Raw genomic sequence first — 17,748 nt, forward strand, 5'->3', positions numbered from 1 at the left:
TGGGGCGACGCGGTCAGCCGTCGATGAAGCGGTACAGCACGAAGTCCTTGTCGGCGCCGCAGGCGATCAGCCGGGTATTCCAGGAGCAGGACGCGCTGCGGACGTCCCGCAGCTCCCCCAACTCGTCGAACTCGCCCGACCCGGCCCACACGCCGGCGACGCTGCGGTTGTCCGCCACCGTGCTCGGCGCCTCGGCGAACACCAGCAGGTTGCCGGCGTCCAGCCGGGCTGCCACGCCGGGGCGGTCGCGCAGCGCCAGCGGCTTGCCGGCGGCGTCGTAGAGGGTGACGGTCGGCTTCGGATACTCCCGCTGGGTGAGCATGTGCTCGCCCAAAGGCACCAGAGCTGTGGTGCCGGGCGCCGACCAGCGGACCGCTGTCTCGCCCTCGGTGGCCGCCACCACCTCGGTGCGCTCGGCGTCGCCGCTCTGCACCTGCACCAGGCACGCCCGCCGTTCGCCGCAGGCCACCAGCCCTTTCGGCCGGTGCTGGTCGTTGTCGGCCCGGTAGAGGACCACCGGGGCGGCGTCGGAGCCCAGGTCGTACGCAAGCAGTTGGAACCCACCCTCGTTGCCGGCCACGTAGAGCCGGTCCTCGTGCGCCACCACCAGGTCGTCGAGGTCGGCGACGTTGCCCCACTCGCGCAGCACAGCGCCGGTTGCCACGTCGAGCAGCCGCGCAGAGCGGTCCGCGCCGATCTGCACGAGCCGCCGCCCCTTGCCCGCCCACGGGTCGCGGGGCGTACCGTCGAGGAACGCCGGGCCGCTCGCGGCCTTGTCGCTGCCCACCGGCCGGACGGCGGTGCGGAACCCGCCGCTCTGGTCCCGGGGGCTCGGCGTGTTCCACTTCTCGGTGCCGTCGCCCATGCGCAGACCGACCAGCTGACCGGCGGTGCGGTCCACAAGCACAGCGATGTCGCCGGAGAGGTGGACGTCGTCGTCGCCTCGAATCGACCGCTGCCAGCGCTGCGCGCCCGAGCTGCCGTCGAGGACCGCCACCGCACCAGGGGTGCTACCCGAGCCGTCGGCGAGAACCGCTACCGCCCCCGGGACGGCGACCAGCCCCGTCCACCTGTCGGCGGTGAGGTTCGTCGGTTTGCGCCACAGCTGGTCGCCTGTGCCGGCGTCGACCGCGACCACCTCCAGCCGGTTGTCCGGCAGCGGGTAGCCGAGGTAGGCGCGGTCGTCGAGCACCGCCGTCCACATTCCGCGCGGCCGCTCGGCGCCGGCCTGGTGCCTCGCCAGCTCACGCAGCGACCCGAACTCCAGGTCCGGGTAGCGGTCTCGGGTCAGGTAGAGGGTCGCCGCGGTGACCACGCCGGCCAGGGCGAGCACCGCGCCGAGCGCCACCCAGCGCACCCGACGCCAGGACGACCGGGGGGTCGAGGGAGGCGGCGGCGTTCCGGCGTTCCCACCGACAAGGGTCCGGGGCAGGCCCGCCGGCCCGGGCACGGTCGGCCCCGCGTGCGGCGGCCACCCCGGCGGCCCGGTCTGTGACGGCACGGTGTGCGCCGTGGGCCCGGGCGATGACGGCACGGTCGGCGCGGTGGGCGCGGGCGACGACGGCATGGTCGACGCGGGCGACGACGGCACCGGCGGCGGGCCGATCGGTGGCGGCACGGGAGATACCGGCGGGGCGACGGGTGCTCCCGCGTACGCCGGCGTCGGCAACTGTCGACGCAGCGGCAGATCCGTCAGCGCGCCCTCGGCCACCGGTAGCTCCGGCTGGTCCAGCACCGTCGGCGCCACTCCCAACTCGGCGTGCAGCATGCGGGCCACCAGCGGGATCCGCGACGAGCCGCCGACGAGGAACAGCCCGGCGAGTTGGTCGGGGCTGAGCCCGGCGGCGGCGATGACCTCCCGGGCACGGTCCACCGCGCGTTGCAGCAGCGGCGCGGCCGCCCGCTCGACGTCCGCCCGGGTCAGCTGCACCGCCTCGGGCACCCCAGGTACCGCGACCGGCGCCACTGTGGACCGCGACAACGTCTCCTTCGCGCCCCGGACCTCGTCCCACAGTCGGACCTGGTCACGGCGCTGCGCCGGGTCCGACGGCCCGACCAGCCGGGCCCACTGCGCGGCGTGCCGCTCGCCGAGCAGCTCACCGACCCGCCGCATCAGCGCCGCGTCGAGATCCAGGCCACCGAGGTCGGGCAGGCCGCCGTCGGCCACCACGCTGAACCCCGAGTCGCCCCACGGGTCGGCGCCCTCGTTGCGCAGCACCGCCACGTCGAGTGTCCCGCCACCGAAGTCGAACACCGCGATGGCGCCGCCGACCGGCACCGGCCGGTGCAGCACCTGCGTGTAGTAGCGAGCGGCGGCCACCGGCTCACGCAGCAGCCGCGTGCCCGGAGGCGTCGGCCCGGCGAGGGTGTGCTCGGCGGCTGGTGGCCAGCCGGCCTGCAACAGCGCGTCGGCGAGGACCTGCCGCCGCGTCGCGTCCCAGGCCGCCGGGAAGGTGAGCACCGCCGGAGGCAGGAAGCCCACCGTGTTGACGGCGGCCCGCCCGACGGCAGCCAGCACCGCGGCGAGCAGGTCGGCCGGGCGGTACGAGCGGTCACCGAGCACCACCGCCGGCTCGTCCACCCGGCGCTTCGGGTTCGGCTCGAACCGGGCCGGGTCGGCCTGCGCCAACCGTCGGGCGTCCCAGCCGGCGTGCAGGGTGCCGTCCGGGTCGGCGTACACGCCGGACGGGCTGACCGGCTGCCCGTCCATCAGCAGTGGCCGGGTCCGCCCGTCCGGCCAGCGCAGCACCGCGACCGTGTTGGAGGTGCCGAGGTCGACGCCGAGGGCGAAACCGTCGTGCTGGCCTGCCATCTGCCCGATACCTCCGCCGCGACGAGGAAACCCAGCCCCGCATGGTACGCAGCCGACGCAGGTGCGCTGATCACACGGTGCGCAGCGCGCATTTGTCGACCGCACACGGCCCTGGTCCCGCGATTGAGGGTGATGACTCTGAGGCATCAATATGCCTCAGAGTCATCAGGCTTCCAGCGAGGCTGCCCCGGGCCGGGCGCCGTCGGGCTGGGCGCCCCGATGCGGTCAGCCGTCGGTGTCGGCGCAGCGGTCGGAGAGGGCGTAGCGCAGCAGCACCACGTCGCCGATCTGGCGGGTCTCGGCCAGCCGGGCGCGACGGCCCGGGTGCCAGGGGAAACGTCCCTCACCGACGAACCGGGGCGCCCGGCCGTCACCGACGAAGAACGGGGCGACCACCAGGTGCAGCTCGTCGGCGAGGCCGGCGGTGAGGAACTGGGCGTGCACAGTCCCGCCGCCCTCCACCATCAGCCGCCGTACGCCCCTGTCGGCAAGGTCGGCAAGGACCCAGGCCGGGTCGACCGGCTCGTTCGCGTCCACCACTGTCGCCAGCCGGCCGAGGCGTTCCCGCGCCTTCTCCACCGCGCCGGTGGCGCAGTAGACGAGCCGGGCCGAATCGCCTGCGGTGAAGAACCGGGAGGTCGGGTCGAGGTCCCCCCGGGCGGTCAGCGTCACCTTCGTCGGCGAGGCGGGCCGGCCACACGCCACGCGCTCGGCGCGACGTGCCGCGGAGCGCACCAGCAGGCGGGGATCGTCGCGGCGGACCGTGGCGGCGCCGACCAGGATCGCGTCACAGGAGGCACGGACGGCGTCGACACGGTCCAGGTCGTCGTCGTTGGACAGCATGAGCCGCTGTTCGGAGGCGTCGTCGATGTAGCCGTCGATGGAGGTGGCGCAGCTCAGCAGCACGTACGGCCGCGGTGGCGCCGGCCGGCAGCTCACCGGGAGACGGGCCGGTCAGGGGTCAGGACCGCCTCGGACCCGGCTGCTTCCGCCGCCTCGATCTCGGCCGCCTTCGCCGCCTTCGCCGCCAGGTATTCGGCGTTTGCCGGGGACAGGAAAACGCTCGTGGGGACACGTTCGGTGACCGCCACGCCCAGCCGGGTCAACTGCTCGGCCTTGTCGGGGTTGTTGCTGAGCAGCCGGACGCGCGGTACGCCGAGGGTGGCGAGCATCTGCGCGGCCGCGCTGTAGTCACGTTCGTCCTCGCCACGGCCGAGCGCGACGTTCGCCTGGTAGGTGTCCAACCCGGCGTCCTGAAGGGCGTACGCGTCGAGCTTGGCGTACAGGCCGATACCCCGGCCCTCCTGACGCATGTACAGCAGGAACCCGCCGGTCTCGGCGATCCGCTGCACCGCCTCGCGCAACTGCGGCCCGCAGTCGCAGCGCTGGCTGCCGAACACGTCGCCGGTCAGGCACTCGCTGTGCGGGCGGACCAGCGGCGGCTCACCACCGGCGGCGAGCCGGTCCAGCGCGCCGGCCCAGTCACCGACGCCGAGGGCGAGATGTTCCCGGCCGTCGACCAGGCCCTTGAACGAGAACACGCGGACCGTCGTGGCGTAGCCGTCAGGGAACGCCAGAGGCACCGTGACCTGGGTACGGATCGTGGCGACCGGCAGTGCTTCGGGCATGGGACTCCTTTGTCCGGCGTCACCGTCACGCGGCGACGGGTACCGTCTCACCACCTGTTCAACAGCCGTCACTGGTGACGACTTCCCGTGCGGTGGTGGGCTTGCGGGCACGGCGGGCAAGCAGAACGGCGGCGCCGGGCAGGCTGGCCACCAGGACGAGGGCACCGTAGACGGTGGCGGTCGCGACGCCCTCGGCGGCGCTGAGACCTGCCGCGCCGAACACCCAGGCAGCCACCCCCTCGCGCGGGCCGAAACCGGCGACGTTCAACGGCAGACCCATGGCGAGCAGGGCCAGCAGGGTCAGCGGCAGCAGCCGTGACAGGGAGGCGTCCGAGCCGGCGGTACGTGCCGCCACCAGGAACGTCGCCAGGTGGCCGGCGACCATGACGGCGGAGGCGACAAGCACACCGAGCCAGGTCCGCCGGGACAGGAGCCCGGACCGCACGTCAGCGACGGCAGTGCGCAAACCCCGTGCCCACCGCGAGCCGCCGGTCCGGGGCAGGACCCGAGCCAGCAGCACGGCGGCCAACCCGGCGGTCAGCAACACCGCGGCGGCGACCGGCAGGTACTGCCGCACCGGCGACGGGAACGCCGCAAGCACCACGAGCGCGACGCCCACAAGCACCACCTGGCCGGCGGCACGTTCCCAGACCACAGCGCGGATGCCCCGGCTCACGTCGCCGGCGTCGCGCCCGTGGCGCACCGCGCGGTGGACGTCGCCGAGCACACCGCCGGGCAGCGTCGCGTTGAGGAACACCGCCCGGTAGCAGTGCGCGACAGCGGTCGCCAGCGGCAGCCGCACACCGAGGCCACCCGCGACGAGACTCCACCGCCATGCCGCGCAGACCGTCGTGAGGACGCCGATGAGCAGTGCCGCGGTCAGCGCCGGCGCGTCGATCAGCCGCACCCCGGCCAGGAACGGACCGCCGCCCACCTGCCACAGCAGGACGGCGAGCAGACCCACCCCGCCGACCACTCGTGCCCAGGCCCACACCATCGGCGCCGGTCCTTCCTGAAGATCGTCCACTTGCCCTAGTGCACGTACCCAGGGTGTCGACGGTTCATCCGCCCGCGAGGAGATCACAGTGCTCGACCAGCACGTCGAGCCTGCCGGCGGCCGCGTCGGCCAGCCGGCGTTGGGCGTACGCCTGCGTCGGGCCGACCAGGTCGGGGCGCTGCTCGCAGGCGGCGCCCAGCCAGCCGCGGAACCATTCGGCGGTCAGGTCGGCCTGCTCCGGGCCGAGCCGCCACGGGCTGGGCCGCTCCCGCACGGTCACGCCCCGCCTGGTGAACGCGGCGACCGTGGCCGCGGCGGCGTCCGGGCCGAGCAGCCGCCGGCCGTCGACGGTACGCCGCTGGTGCTCGTTGAACGCGTCCTGGACGACGGTGTCCAGCGGGTCGGTCGGTGTGAACCGAACCAGCCCGGTCACCGAGACCGCGAACAGGGCCGGGCGGCCGACGCAGGCGTCCACCACCCGGTCGACCTCGTCTGCGGTCAGCATGTCCAGCAGCGCGGAGGCGGTGATCAACGCGGCGTCGGCCAGGTCGGTGGTGGTGAGCCGGGTGAGGTCGCCGCAGCGGGTGTCCACTGTGACCGGTGCGCCGTCGGCGGCGCTCACCCCGACCATGCCCTCGGCGGCGCGGGCCAGCAGGTCCGGGTCGCGGTCGTGCAGGATCCAGTGCTGCGGGCCTGGCAGTCGGGCGGCCAGCCAGCGGCTCATCGAGCCGGTGCCGCTGCCCAGGTCGTGGATGAGCGTCGGGGTGCCGCCGGTCAGCCGGGGCCGGACGGCGTCCACCAGGTCCTCGGCGCGGGCTGCCGCGTCGGCCGGCTCGCGCAGGCGCAGCCAGTCGGCGAACGGCAGGGTCTCGGCGGTCACTCCGCCACCTCCTCGAGCACTGCGGCCAGGCGCGCGGTGGTCACCGGCCAGTCGGAAAGGGTGTCGCGCCGGGCGAGCGCGGCGTGCCGCAGCCGGTCCCGCAGCGGTCCGTCGTCCAGCCACCGCGTCAGCGCGCCGGCCAGCGCGACCGGGTCGTCCGGCGGCACCAGCATTCCGGGCCGGATGCCGTCGGGGGCGTGACCGAGCGCCTCCGGCAGGCCACCGACGTCGGTGCCGAGCACCGGCAGGCCGCGCGCCAGTGCCTCGGTGACGACCATGCCGTACGTCTCCCCGCGCGACGGCAGCACCAGCAGGTCTGCGGCGGCGTACGCGGCGTCCAGCGCCACCGAGGTCAGCGGACCGGCCAGCCGGACCCGGTCGTCGAGGTCGGCCGCCGCGAGCCGCTCCCGCAGCAGGCGTACCAGGTCAGGCTCCCGGGTCAGCGTGCCGGCACAGACAAGTGTCCAGCGTCGTCCGGCGATCGTGGTCAGGGCGTCGACAAGCACGTCGTGCCCCTTGTGGTGGGTGACGGCCGCCACGCAGAGCAGCCGGTCCCCGCTCGGCGAGCCGGTCGCCACCGGCGCGGGTGTCACCCCCGGCGGGGCGACACGGACCCGGTCGGCGGGCAGGCGGTGACGGGTCAGCAGCCGGCGCCGGGTCCACTCGCTTGTGGTGACCACCGCGCGGGCGGTGGCCAGCGCGCGGGCCTCGGCCTCGTCGTCAAGCGGCATGTGCACAAGGACGACAAGGCGCAGTCGTCGGGTGTGCGGGGCGAGCAGGTCCGGCACTGCCGAGGCGATCAGACCGTCGAGCAGCACCACTGCGTCGTCCGGCGTATCGACGAGCAGCCGGGCCAGCGCCGTACGGGCTCCCGCGTCGGGATTCGGCCACTCCCCCGGCACCGGGTGCTCGCGCACCGACCAGCCGTGCTCGTCGAGCCCCGCGCAGATCCGCCTGTCGTAGGAGTTGCCACCACTGGGCGTGGCCGGGTCGTCGATGTCGCCGGGCAGCACGACGTGCACCACCCGGCGGCGCTCATCCAGGGCTGGTGCGGAGTCGGCGGCGGGCCGGTCGTGCGACGCCGCCCGGCCCGCACCGATCACAGTGACCGCTCGTAGCTGGCCCAGGCGACGTGTGACTCGTGCAGGGTGACGGTGATGCCGACCAGCGCACGTGCCCCTTCCCCCAGCGCGCCTGCGTGCACCCGCTCGGCCAGCCGGTCGGCGACGGTACGCGCCAGCACCTCCGTGGTGGTGTTCACCCCGGCGAACGCGGGCTCGTCGTCGAGGTTGCGGTAGGACAGCTCACCGACCACCTCCCGCAACTGCTCGGTGGCCAGGCCGATGTCGACCACGATGCCGTCGGCGTCCAGGTCGGGCCGGCGGAACGTCGCGTCCACCACGAACGTCGCGCCGTGCAGGCGCTGGGCCGGGCCGAACACCTCGCCCCGGAAACTGTGGGCGATCATCATGTGATCCCGAACGGTAACGCTGAACACTGTCACTCCCCGTCGTCGTAGGTGATGAGATGGCACAGCGCGGGCAACTCGCCAGTGCTCAGGCGGGCGAGCACGTCGGGCAGCTCCGCGAACCGGGACGCGCCGGTGATCAGCGCGTCGAAGGCAGGGTCGTCGAGCAGGTCCAGGGCCAGGGCCAGCCGGTCGGCGTAGCTGCGGCGACCCCGCCGCGCGGGTGCCACCATGCCGACCTGGCTGCTGCGTACGGTAAGCCGTCCGGAGTGGAACGCCCCGCCCAGCGACACCTGCACCGGGCGGTCCCCGTACCAGCTCAGCTCCACCACGGTGCCCTCCGGGGCGAGCAGGTCAAGCGAGCGTTGCAGCCCGGCGGCGGTGGCGCTGGCGTGCACCACCAGGTCCCGGTCACCGGCCGCGTCGTCCGGCCTGGCGAACCCGACGCCGAGCGCCCCGGCCACCCCGGCCCGCCGGGCGTCGGTGTCGACGAGTTCGACGTGCACCCCGGGGAACCGGGCCAGCAGCGCCGCGACGCAGCAGCCCACCATGCCCGCGCCGATCACCGTGACCCGGTCGCCTACCAGCGGCGCGGCGTCCCACAGCGCGTTCACAGCGGTCTCCACGGTGCCGGCGAGCACCGCGCGGGCCGGCGGCACGTCGTCCGGCACCGGCACCACTGCGCTGGCCGGCACGACGTACGCGCTCTGGTGCGGGTGCAGGCAGAAGACGGTACGCCCGAGCAGCTCCGGCGGGCCCTGCTCGACAACGCCCACGTTGAGATAGCCGTACTTCACCGGGCCGGGGAAGTCGCCCTCCTGGAACGGGGCGCGCATCGAGGCGTACTGGTCGGGGGGCACCCGGCCGGCGAAGACAAGCGTCTCGGTGCCCCGGCTGACGCCGGAGTAACGGGCCCGTACCAGCACCTCGTCGGGGCCCGGTTCGGGCAGCGACAGCGGCCGGATCTCCGCCACGCCGGGCTCGCGCACCCAGCAGGCGTACGCCTCGCGGATCACCGTCGCGCACCTCACCTTCGCTCTGGACCGAACCGAACGGCCGTGTTTTCCGTGTTCCCTGTCGGGGTCGTCGATCATAAACACGGAGGTACGGTGCCCACAGTTCGAAGCGGTCCGGTGATCGGGCTCACCGCCCAACTGGTCGTGCTCGCAGCACTCGCCGCCACAGTGGGTCTGACCGGGGCCGGTTGGCTGGCCGGGTTGGGCTACGCGGCGGTCACCTGTCTCGCCCTGAGCCGGGGTCTGCGCCGGTCCGGCGCGTCAGGTCTCGGCCCGGCCGACCGGGTGACGCTGACCCGGGCCGTCCTGGTCGGCGCCGTCACCGCGCTGGTGGTGGACTCGTTCGACCGGCCCACGCCGGTGGGGCTGCTGGTCACTGTGACGGCGGTGGCCCTGCTGCTGGACGCGGTGGACGGCCAGGTCGCGCGGCGCACCGGCACGGTGAGCGCGTTGGGTGCGCGCTTCGACATGGAGGTCGACGCGTTCCTCATCCTGGTGCTCAGCGTGTACGTCGCCCCGGCCGCCGGTAGTTGGGTGTTGGCCATCGGCCTGATGCGGTACGTGTTCGTCGCGGCGAGCGCGGTGCTGCCCTGGCTGGGTGGGTCGCTGCCGCCGCGCCTCTGGCGCAAGGTGGTGGCCGCCGCGCAGGGGGTGCTGTTGGCGGTCGCCGCCGCGGAGGTGCTGCCGCGGTCGTGGACCACGCTTGTGCTGGTGGCGGCGCTGGCGCTGCTGATCGAGTCGTTCGGCAGGGACGTGGCCTGGCTGTGGCGACGCCGCCCGACGTCCCGCCGTCAGCCGGCGGCACGTCCCCGGGTCGCTGTGGCGCCGGCTCCCGCGCCGGCCGCGCGGCTGGTCACCGGTCGGGCCGGGGCCACGCCGCTGGCCCGTGCGCCCGGTCACACTCCGGTGGCGCTGCCGCTGACCGACGGGCAGACGCCTGTCATCGTGCCGCCGCTGCTGCCCGTACCCGCGATGGCCACCCTCTCGGGCGCCACGGTCCCCGCACACTGGACGCGATGATGCGCCTTCCCGACCGGCTGCGCCGGCTGACCGTCCCGCCGCGTCCGCGCCCCGCGCGCACCGGCGACGACTCCCCGCGTACCCCAGAAGTGCCGGCCGGGTCCGACGGCCGTCGCGGCCGGACGCGGCGGGCGCTCGGCGCGGCGGTCGCGGTTCTGCTTGTGTACGGCGTGCTTGTCGGCCCGGACCGGCTCAGTGAGCTGACTCCCGGCGCGTTCGTCCGCATCCCGCTGGAGGGGCTGCTCCTCGCCGCGCTTCTGCTGGCGCTGCCGACGCGGCCCCGGCGGGCGGTGGTGGCCGTGGTCGGGCCGGTGCTCGGCCTGCTGGCCGTCGTGAAGCTGGCCGACCTGGGCTTCCGCACGGCCCTCGACCGGCCGTTCGACCTGGTGCTGGACTGGCTGCTGCTCGATGACGCGTTCGGTTTCGTCAGGGACTCGGCCGGCCGGGCCGGCGCCCTCGGCGCGGCGGTCGGCGTCGTGCTGGTGATCGTCGTGCTGGTGCTTGTGGTGACAGTGGCGCTGCGGCGGTTCGCGGCGCTGCTGGTGGGTCACGAGCGGGCGGCGACGCGGGTGGTGGCGGCCTTCACCGTCGCATGGGTGGCGTGCGCCGTGGTCGAGGTGCGGATCGTGCCCGGCGTGCCGGTGGCCGACGCCGGGGCCACCGCGCTCGTCGGCGCGCACGCCCGCCAGGTGGACGACCGGCTGCGCGACAGTGGGCGGTTCACCGCGAAGATCGGCAGCGACCCGTTCCGGGATGTCCCGGGTGAGCAGTTGCTGACCGGGCTGCGCGGCAAGGACGTCGTCCTCGCGTTCGTGGAGAGCTACGGTCGTGACGCGGTGGAGAACCCGGAGTTGGCGCCGCAGGTCAACGCGGTCCTGGACGCCGGGACCGAGGCGCTACGCGCGGCCGGGTACGGCAGCCGCAGCGGCTTCCTCACCTCCCCCACGTTCGGCGGCGGCAGCTGGTTGGCGCACGACACACTGCTGTCCGGGCTGTGGACGGACAACGAGCAGCGGCACCGCGCCCTGCTGGCCAGTGACCGGCTGACCCTCAACGGCGCGTTCCGCAGGGCTGGCTGGCAGACCGTCGGGGTGCTGCCGGCAGCCACCCAGCCGTGGCCGGAGCAGGGCTTCTTCTCCTACGATCGCTACTTCGACGCCGAGGCGCTCGGCTACCGGGGCCCGAATTTCAGTTACGCCCCGATGCCCGACCAGTACACGCTGTCGTTCTTCCAGCGGCAGGTCCGGGCGGCGGCGGACCGCCCGATCATGGCGCAGATCCCGCTGATCTCCAGCCACTCGCCGTGGACGGCGGTGCCTCAGATGATCGGCTGGGACCAGGTGGGCGACGGCTCCGTCTACCACAATGACGCCGCCGCGGCCGACGACGGCGAGACCGACGACCGGGACACCGGGCGGGCTCGCGCCGGCTACCGGCAGGCGATCGCCTACTCGCTTCAGACGCTGATCTCCTACGTGCAGACGTACGGGGACGACGACTTGGTGCTTGTGTTTCTCGGTGACCACCAGCCCTCCCCGGTGGTCACCGGCGAGGGCGCGAGCCGGGACGTGCCGATCACCATCGTCGCCCGGGATCGGGCCGTGCTGGACCGGGTGGCGGGCTGGGAGTGGCAGGACGGGTTACGGCCCGGCCCGCAGGCTCCGGTGTGGCCGATGGACACCTTCCGCGACCGTTTCCTGACCACGTTCGGGACCTCGCCGCCGCCGCTCGCCGCGCCGCGCTGACCTGGGCCGGACGCCGGCAGGACTGTCGATGTGTCGCGGGTGCCTCCTCCCCCGCGCGGGCACGGTGTCACAGAAGGCGGCGGACCGGTGTCTTATCGGAGACGTCCCGATCGAGGAGACAGGAGCCGCGCGTGACCAGCACGTCGGATGGGCAGTGTCCGGACCCGGCCGTCGAGGCGTTCGTCGACCACCGCAACCTGCTCTTCACTGTGGCGTACGAGATGCTCGGCTCGGCCGCCGACGCCGAGGACGTCCTCCAGGAGACGTGGCTGCGGTGGGCGGACGTCGACCTTTCCACTGTGCGGGACCGGCGCGCCTACCTCGTCCGGATCACCACGCGTCAGTCGCTCAACCGGCTGCGGACCCTCGGCCGGCGCCGGGAGTCCTACGTCGGCTCGTGGCTTCCCGAGCCACTGCTGACAGCGCCCGACGTCGCCGAGGACGTCGAGTTGGCCGAGAGCGTCTCGATGGCGATGCTGCTGGTGCTGGAGACGCTCGGCCCCACCGAGCGGGCCGTGTTCCTCCTGCGCACGGTGTTCGACCTGGCCTATGACGAGATCGCCGAAGCCGTCGACAGGAGTCCGGCGGCGGTCCGTCAGATCGCGCACCGGGCGCAGGCACATGTCGCGGCGCGTCGGCCGCGCGGGATCGTTTCCCGGGCCGAGGCCCGACAGGCGGTCGAGGCGTTCCGCCGGGCGGTCGAGACCGGTGACCTGCAGGGGCTGCTCGACATCCTCGCACCGGACGTCGTGCTGATCGGCGACGGTGGTGGGATCCGGCAGGCGATCCCGCGGCCGATCACCGGAGCCGTCAAGGTGGCCCGCCTGCTGACCGCGAGGCCGGACCTGGTCGCCGACCTGTCGGCGGAGCCGGTCGAGGCCAACGGCTATCCGGCGTTGGTTCTGCGACTCGACGGCGAGATCGACGCGGTCGTCGCGCTGCGCATCGACGACGGGCTCATCACCGAGCTGTACGCCGTGCGCAATCCGGAGAAGCTCTCGCACATGCGGCAGGAGACCGCCCTGCGCCGCTGACCGACGGACCAGCCCGCTCCTGACATTTGTCTCAAACTTGCCAAAGATAGACAAATGCCTCGTTAGGCTCCCCTAGCGCAACTAATACGGGGGTCAGGATGAGGATGTCGTGGCATGGTAGCCGCGGGTCGCGGATGGCGGCGCTTGTCGCCGTGGGTGGCCTGCTGGCAGTCAGCGGCCCGCCGGTGCCGGCAGTTGCCGCACCGCGACCGGTCAATCAGGCGGCGGTCGCCGCGGCCATCGGGCCGCTCGATCCGGTCGCCGAGGCGCTCAGCTTCGGGGTGATGACCGAGGGCAACGCGAACCTGGGCAGCGGCGAGAACGAAGGCACCCTTGCCGCCGGTGGTGACCTCACCTTCGGCAACTACCAGGTGGCCGCCGCCACCGCCGGATCATTCGTCGTCCCGGGAGACGCCAACCCGAGCGCCCTCGTCGTGGGGGGTCGGGTCAACTTCGCCGGCAGCATCCCCGGCACGCGCCTCCAGGTGCTCAACAACGGGTACGCCAAGGTCGGCGACCTCACCGGCGCGTTCGTCCGCAACATCGACAACAACGGCGCCCAGGTCAACACCCGGATCCTGCCGGCGGACAACTACGACGCCTCGCCCCGGGTCGAGCTGGTCACCCGGCAACCCGTCGACAGCGTCGGGCCGACGTCACCAATCAATTTCACCGAGGCGTTCGCCGCCTTCCGGGCCACCTCCAGCGGGCTGGCCACCTGCAACAACACAGTGGTGCTACGTACGCCCGAGGGCGAGGTGCTGCCCAGACCGATCCCGCCGGGCAGCAACGCCGTGGTGACGCTGACGCCGGGCGTGACGAACGTGCTCGACCTGACCGCTACCGACCTCGCCAACATCGCGGTCCTGACCTTCGCCGACGCGCCCACAGCGGCAACGCCGCTGCTGGTGAACGTGGACACCAGCGGGGTCGGCGACACCTTCGAATGGACCGCGCCGAACTTCGCCGGGATCGGTGGACCGCAGGCACCGTACATCCTGTTCAACTTCCCGACCGCCACCGCGCTCACCCTCACCCCGGAGGCGGCCACCGTGGAAGGAACGATCTACGCGCCCAACGCCACGTTCACCAAACTCTCGGCCACAAACGCCGAGGGCACCATCATCACGCGCACGCTGGACCACCGCGGCGGCGAGATCCACTACTTCCCGTTCAGCACCACCCTCTCCTGCCAGGGAGCCGCCCCGGCCGACATCGCCCTGATCAAGTCGACGACCACGACGACGATCACCACAGTCGGCCAGCAGGTGCCGTACACGTTCCTGGTCATCAACACCGGCGGCGTCCCGCTCACCGGCGTCACGATCACCGACGTGCAGACCCCACCGTCGTCGAACGACAACCTCGGCCCGATCACCTGCGCCGCCACCACGCTCGCGCCCGGAGCGCAGACCGAGTGCACGGCCACCTACACCGTCACCCAGGCAGACCTGGACAACGGCAGCGTCACCGACACGGCCACCGCGCAGGGCACCCCACCAACCGGTCCCCCGGTCGTCTCCGAACCGGACACCGAGACGATCCCTGTCGAAGGGCTGACCGCCGACATCTCGGTGGTGAAGTCGACCACCACCACGTCCATCACGTCGGTCGGCCAGGAGGTTCCGTACACCTTCCTGGTGGTCAACACCGGCAGCGTCACGCTCCGGAACGTCACAGTCAACGACACAGTGCTGCCGCCGTCCGAGCGTGGTGTGCTCGGACCGATCACCTGCGGGCCGCAGAACGTCCCGAACGGCACTGTGGTGCTGGCACCGGGTGAGTCCGTCCAGTGCCGGGCGACCTACACGGTGACCGAGGAGGACTTCGCCGGTTCGTCGCTGCGCGACGTCGCCACCGTCACCGGCACACCGCCGTCCGGCCCGTCGCCGGTCTCGCCGCCGTCGCCGCTGGACATCCCGATTCCGCACCCGGCCATCGCCATCGACAAGTCGGTGACGCCCACAGTGGTGTCCGCCGCAGGTGACGTGGTCACGTACCGGTTCGTCGTCAGCAACACCGGCACCACCACACTCAACTCGGTGACGATCGAGGAGACCGCCTTCTCCGGCACCGGTACGCGCGGGACGATCACCTGCGGCACTCCGCCGGTGGCAAACGGCAGCGTCACCCTCGCGCCTGGCGAGAGCGTCACCTGCACGTCGCGCTACACGGTCACCGCGGCCGACGTCGAAGCCGGACGCATCACCAACACGGCGGTCGCGGTCGGTACGCCGCCGACCACCCCCGGCCAGGAACCGCCAGGCCCGGTCCGCTCCGAGCCGGACTCGTCAGAGGTGACGGCCAGGCCGGGCGCCGCGGGGATCACGGTGGTCAAGTCCAGCACCACCCACGTGATCACCCGACCTGGCCAAGAGGTGCCGTTCCAGTTCGTGGTCACCAACACCGGGCAGGTGACGCTTACCGACGTGACGGTCACCGACACCCCGACCCCGCCAGCGTCGTCGGCAAACCTCGGCGCGATCACCTGCGGTCCGGACCGGACGCCCAACGGATCCGTCACGCTGGCCGCAGGTGCGGTCGTGACCTGCACGGCGACCTACACGGTCAGCAAGGCCGACATCCGCAACGGCTCGGTACGCAACACAGCGACGGCCACCGGCACACCGCCGCAGGGGCCGGCGCCGGTGTCGCCCGAGTCGACAATCAGCATCCGGGTGAAGGGAATGCTCCCGGTGACCGGTGAGTCCCTTCCGGTCAACTGGATGGGTGCCGGCGTGCTGGCCGTACTGCTGGGGGCCGCGCTGCTGCTTGTGGCCCGGCAACGCAGGATCCGCGCGTAGCGCGAGGTGATCGCGGGGGTCGGACCGGAGGGGAACCGGTCCGGCCCTCGCGCCCTGCCAGCGACTACCGCTGTTCGCCGGAGGCGGGGCGGGCGCGGACGTGCAGCCGCTCCCCCTGCGGCCCGAACAGGACGAGCGCCTCGGCCGTGCCGGGACCGGGGTTGAGGATGCGGTGCGGGATGCGGGTGTCGAACTCGGCGACCTCACCCTCGGTCAGCGTCAGGTCGTTCTCGCCGAGCAGCAGGCGTAGCCGGCCGGAGAGCACGTAGAGCCACTCGTAGCCCTCGTGGGACTGCTGGTTCCGCTCACCGGCGGAGGCGTCCGGGGGGAAGATCAGTTTGAACGCCTGGACGCCGCCCGGCCGGCGGGTCAGCGGCAGGAAGGTGATGCCGTGCCGGACGATCGGCTTGGGGCGTACGCGGGGGTCGCCGGCGACCGGAGAGTCCACCAGCTCGTCCAGGGGCACCTGGTGGGCCCTGGCCAGCGGGAGCAGCAACTCCAGGGTGGGCTTGCGGTTTCCGGATTCCAGCCGGGAGAGGGTGCTCACCGAGATGCCGGTCAGTTCGGCGAGCTGGGTCAGGGTCGTCCCGCGTTGCTGGCGCAGGGCGCGTAGCCGGGGGCCGACAGCGGCCAGCGCCACACTGTCCTCGTTTGCCATAACGGCAAGGATAGTTGCCGTCCGGGCGGGGGGAGCGGATGGTGGAGCTCAGCCGACAAGTAGGGGGACATTCCGGTGAGCGAGACATATGACGTGGTGGTGGTCGGTGGTGGCGCCGCAGGGCTCAGCGGTGCTCTGGCGCTGAGCCGGGCGCGACGGTCGGTACTGGTGATCGACGCGGGTGAGCCGCGCAACGCGCCGGCCGACCACATCCACAACTACCTGGGACGCGAGGGGACGCCGCCGGCCGAGCTGATCGCGGCCGGACGCGCCGAGGTGGCGAGCTACGGCGGGCAGTTCCGGGCCGGACGGGTGGCGGCCGTCACCCGGGACGACGACGGGTTCCTGCTCGACCTCGACGGCGAGGACACCGTCCGGGCCCGCCGGCTGCTGGTGGCCACCGGGCTTGTCGACGAACTGCCCGACGTGCCCGGTGTGGCGCAGCGGTGGGGCCGTGACGTGCTGCACTGCCCGTACTGCCACGGCTGGGAGGTCCAGGACCGACGGATCGGTGTGCTGGCCACCGGGCCGATGGCCGTCCACCAGGCCGAGATGTGGCGACAGTGGAGCTCGGAGGTGCTGCTCCTGCTGCACGACGCGCCCGCGCCGGACGAGGAGACGGCCGAACGGCTCGCCGCACGGGGCATCGCCGTGGTGCCGGTGCCGGTCGCCGCGCTGGAGGTGACCGACGACGCGCTCACCGGCGTACGCCTCGCCGACGGGCGGGTGGTGGCGCTGGACGCGGTAGTGGTTGCACCCCGGACCGTCGCCCGCGCCGACCTGCTCGTCGCGCTGGGCCTGGCTCCGGAGGAGGTGATGGTCGGCGGGCACGTGATCGGCACCCAGATCCCGGCCGACGCCACCGGGGCGACGACGGTGCCGGGCGTGTGGGTGGCCGGCAATGTGGCCGACTTCCGCGCGCAGGTGATCACCTCTGCCGCGGCGGGCCTGACGGCTGGCGCGGCTGTCAACGCGGATCTGATCGCCGAGGACACCCGCGACGCGGTGACCGCGTACCGGCAGATGCTCGCCACCGTCATGGAGGAGCCTGCCTGGGAGGAGCGCTACCAGTCGAAGCCGGCGATGTGGAGCGGCCGGCCGAACCCGCAACTGGTCGCCGAGGCCGCCGACCTGCCATCCGGTCGGGCACTTGACGTCGGCTGCGGGGAGGGCGCCGACGCGCTGTGGCTGGCCGAGCGGGGCTGGCAGGTGACGGCTGTGGACATCTCGACCACGGCGCTGGCCCGGGCCGCCGAGCACGCCGAGACCGTGGGCGTCGCCGACCGCATCGAGTTCACGCACGCCGACCTGCGCGAGAAGGCGCCGGCCGAGCAGGCGTACGACCTGGTGTCGGCGCAGTTCATGCACCTGCCCCCGGAGCCCCGGCAGGAGCTGTTCGCCCGGCTGGCCGCCGCGGTGGCCCCCGGTGGCGTCCTGCTGATCGTCGGGCACCACCCGTCGGACCTGTGGACCCCGGGGCACCGCATGCACATGCCGCACATGATGTACACCGCCGAGGAGGTGGCAGCCGGGCTGGACCCGGCCGAGTGGGACGTCCTCACCGCCGAGGCCCGGCGTCGCCCCGGGCCGGAGCCGGACCTCACCTTCCACGACGCGGTCCTCGTGGCCCGCCGCCGCTGATCCATCCACCGAGGACGGGCAGCTCCGGAAACCGGGGTCGGGGCG

General features: G+C 73.2%; 14 protein-coding genes. 5 read left to right on the forward strand and 9 right to left on the reverse strand.

Features of this window, described 5'->3' with window-relative positions:
• Positions 1-13: 13 nt before the first annotated feature.
• The 8 genes from F4558_RS11580 to F4558_RS11615 form a co-directional block, all read right to left on the reverse strand.
• A complete protein-coding gene (locus tag F4558_RS11580) occupies positions 14-2,812 on the reverse strand; it encodes an Hsp70 family protein (protein ID WP_167944018.1) in 2,799 nt (932 codons plus the stop codon).
• A gap of 225 nt (positions 2,813-3,037) precedes the next feature.
• The gene (locus F4558_RS11585; protein WP_053659679.1) at positions 3,038-3,751 is read right to left on the reverse strand and encodes a RibD family protein; all 714 of its coding nucleotides are present in this window, start codon (positions 3,749-3,751) and stop codon (positions 3,038-3,040) included.
• Positions 3,748-4,440, reverse strand: coding sequence for a GTP cyclohydrolase II (locus F4558_RS11590; RefSeq protein ID WP_053659677.1), 693 nt, complete (start codon positions 4,438-4,440; stop codon positions 3,748-3,750). Before F4558_RS11590 ends, F4558_RS11585 begins: the two co-directional genes overlap by 4 nt.
• 58 nt (positions 4,441-4,498) lie before the next feature.
• On the reverse strand, positions 4,499-5,437 hold the full coding sequence (locus F4558_RS11595) for a lysylphosphatidylglycerol synthase transmembrane domain-containing protein (protein ID WP_053659674.1): 939 nt from the start codon (positions 5,435-5,437) through the stop codon (positions 4,499-4,501).
• A gap of 64 nt (positions 5,438-5,501) precedes the next feature.
• The gene (locus tag F4558_RS11600; RefSeq protein ID WP_167944019.1) at positions 5,502-6,317 is read right to left on the reverse strand and encodes a class I SAM-dependent methyltransferase; all 816 of its coding nucleotides are present in this window, start codon (positions 6,315-6,317) and stop codon (positions 5,502-5,504) included.
• The gene (locus F4558_RS11605; protein WP_167947390.1) at positions 6,314-7,360 is read right to left on the reverse strand and encodes a glycosyltransferase family 4 protein; all 1,047 of its coding nucleotides are present in this window, start codon (positions 7,358-7,360) and stop codon (positions 6,314-6,316) included. Before F4558_RS11605 ends, F4558_RS11600 begins: the two co-directional genes overlap by 4 nt.
• Positions 7,361-7,416: 56 nt before the next feature.
• Positions 7,417-7,815, reverse strand: a complete 399-nt coding sequence (locus tag F4558_RS11610; protein ID WP_167944020.1) for a 6-pyruvoyl trahydropterin synthase family protein — start codon at positions 7,813-7,815, stop codon at positions 7,417-7,419.
• 2 nt (positions 7,816-7,817) lie between these two features.
• Positions 7,818-8,801 carry a zinc-dependent alcohol dehydrogenase gene (locus tag F4558_RS11615; protein WP_167944021.1) on the reverse strand — a complete coding sequence of 328 codons (984 nt, stop codon included), beginning with the start codon at positions 8,799-8,801 and terminating at the stop codon, positions 7,818-7,820.
• A gap of 93 nt (positions 8,802-8,894) precedes the next feature.
• On the opposite strand from F4558_RS11615, the gene F4558_RS11620 reads away from it, so the two are divergent.
• The 4 genes from F4558_RS11620 (at position 8,895) to F4558_RS32340 (ending at position 15,404) form a co-directional block, all read left to right on the forward strand.
• On the forward strand, positions 8,895-9,821 hold the full coding sequence (locus F4558_RS11620; RefSeq protein WP_082377667.1) for a CDP-alcohol phosphatidyltransferase family protein: 927 nt from the start codon (positions 8,895-8,897) through the stop codon (positions 9,819-9,821).
• Positions 9,821-11,566, forward strand: a complete 1,746-nt coding sequence (locus tag F4558_RS11625) for a sulfatase-like hydrolase/transferase (protein ID WP_167947392.1) — start codon at positions 9,821-9,823, stop codon at positions 11,564-11,566. Before F4558_RS11620 ends, F4558_RS11625 begins: the two co-directional genes overlap by 1 nt.
• Before the next feature lie 131 nt (positions 11,567-11,697).
• A complete protein-coding gene (locus tag F4558_RS11630; RefSeq protein WP_053659665.1) occupies positions 11,698-12,600 on the forward strand; it encodes an RNA polymerase sigma-70 factor in 903 nt (300 codons plus the stop codon).
• Between the two features lie 104 nt (positions 12,601-12,704).
• Positions 12,705-15,404 carry a CLIPPER-2 domain-containing protein gene (locus F4558_RS32340; RefSeq protein WP_157552922.1) on the forward strand — a complete coding sequence of 900 codons (2,700 nt, stop codon included), beginning with the start codon at positions 12,705-12,707 and terminating at the stop codon, positions 15,402-15,404.
• A gap of 64 nt (positions 15,405-15,468) precedes the next feature.
• Here the strand turns inward: F4558_RS32340 and F4558_RS11640 are convergent, their stop codons facing one another.
• Positions 15,469-16,062 (reverse strand): helix-turn-helix domain-containing protein, encoded by a 594-nt coding sequence (locus F4558_RS11640; protein ID WP_167944022.1) that lies wholly within the window; start codon positions 16,060-16,062, stop codon positions 15,469-15,471.
• A 75-nt stretch (positions 16,063-16,137) separates the two neighbouring features.
• Between F4558_RS11640 and F4558_RS32120 the strand changes: the two genes are divergently transcribed.
• Complete coding sequence (locus F4558_RS32120) at positions 16,138-17,703, forward strand: bifunctional NAD(P)/FAD-dependent oxidoreductase/class I SAM-dependent methyltransferase (protein WP_167944023.1); 1,566 nt, start codon at positions 16,138-16,140, stop codon at positions 17,701-17,703.
• The last annotated feature ends 45 nt before the right edge of the window (positions 17,704-17,748 follow it).

The organism is Micromonospora profundi, assembly GCF_011927785.1.
GTDB lineage: Bacteria > Actinomycetota > Actinomycetes > Mycobacteriales > Micromonosporaceae > Micromonospora > Micromonospora profundi.

What these genes read in the sequence shown, in the direction of transcription:
- F4558_RS11580 (WP_167944018.1), bottom strand. Translation starts at nt 2,812, where the DNA reads ATGGCAGGCCAGCACGACGGTTTCGCCCTCGGCGTCGACCTCGGCACC.
- F4558_RS11590 (WP_053659677.1), bottom strand. Translation starts at nt 4,440, where the DNA reads ATGCCCGAAGCACTGCCGGTCGCCACGATCCGTACCCAGGTCACGGTG.
- F4558_RS11595 (WP_053659674.1), bottom strand. Translation starts at nt 5,437, where the DNA reads ATGGTGTGGGCCTGGGCACGAGTGGTCGGCGGGGTGGGTCTGCTCGCC.
- F4558_RS11625 (WP_167947392.1), top strand. Translation starts at nt 9,821, where the DNA reads ATGCGCCTTCCCGACCGGCTGCGCCGGCTGACCGTCCCGCCGCGTCCG.
- F4558_RS32340 (WP_157552922.1), top strand. Translation starts at nt 12,705, where the DNA reads ATGTCGTGGCATGGTAGCCGCGGGTCGCGGATGGCGGCGCTTGTCGCC.
- F4558_RS11640 (WP_167944022.1), bottom strand. Translation starts at nt 16,062, where the DNA reads ATGGCAAACGAGGACAGTGTGGCGCTGGCCGCTGTCGGCCCCCGGCTA.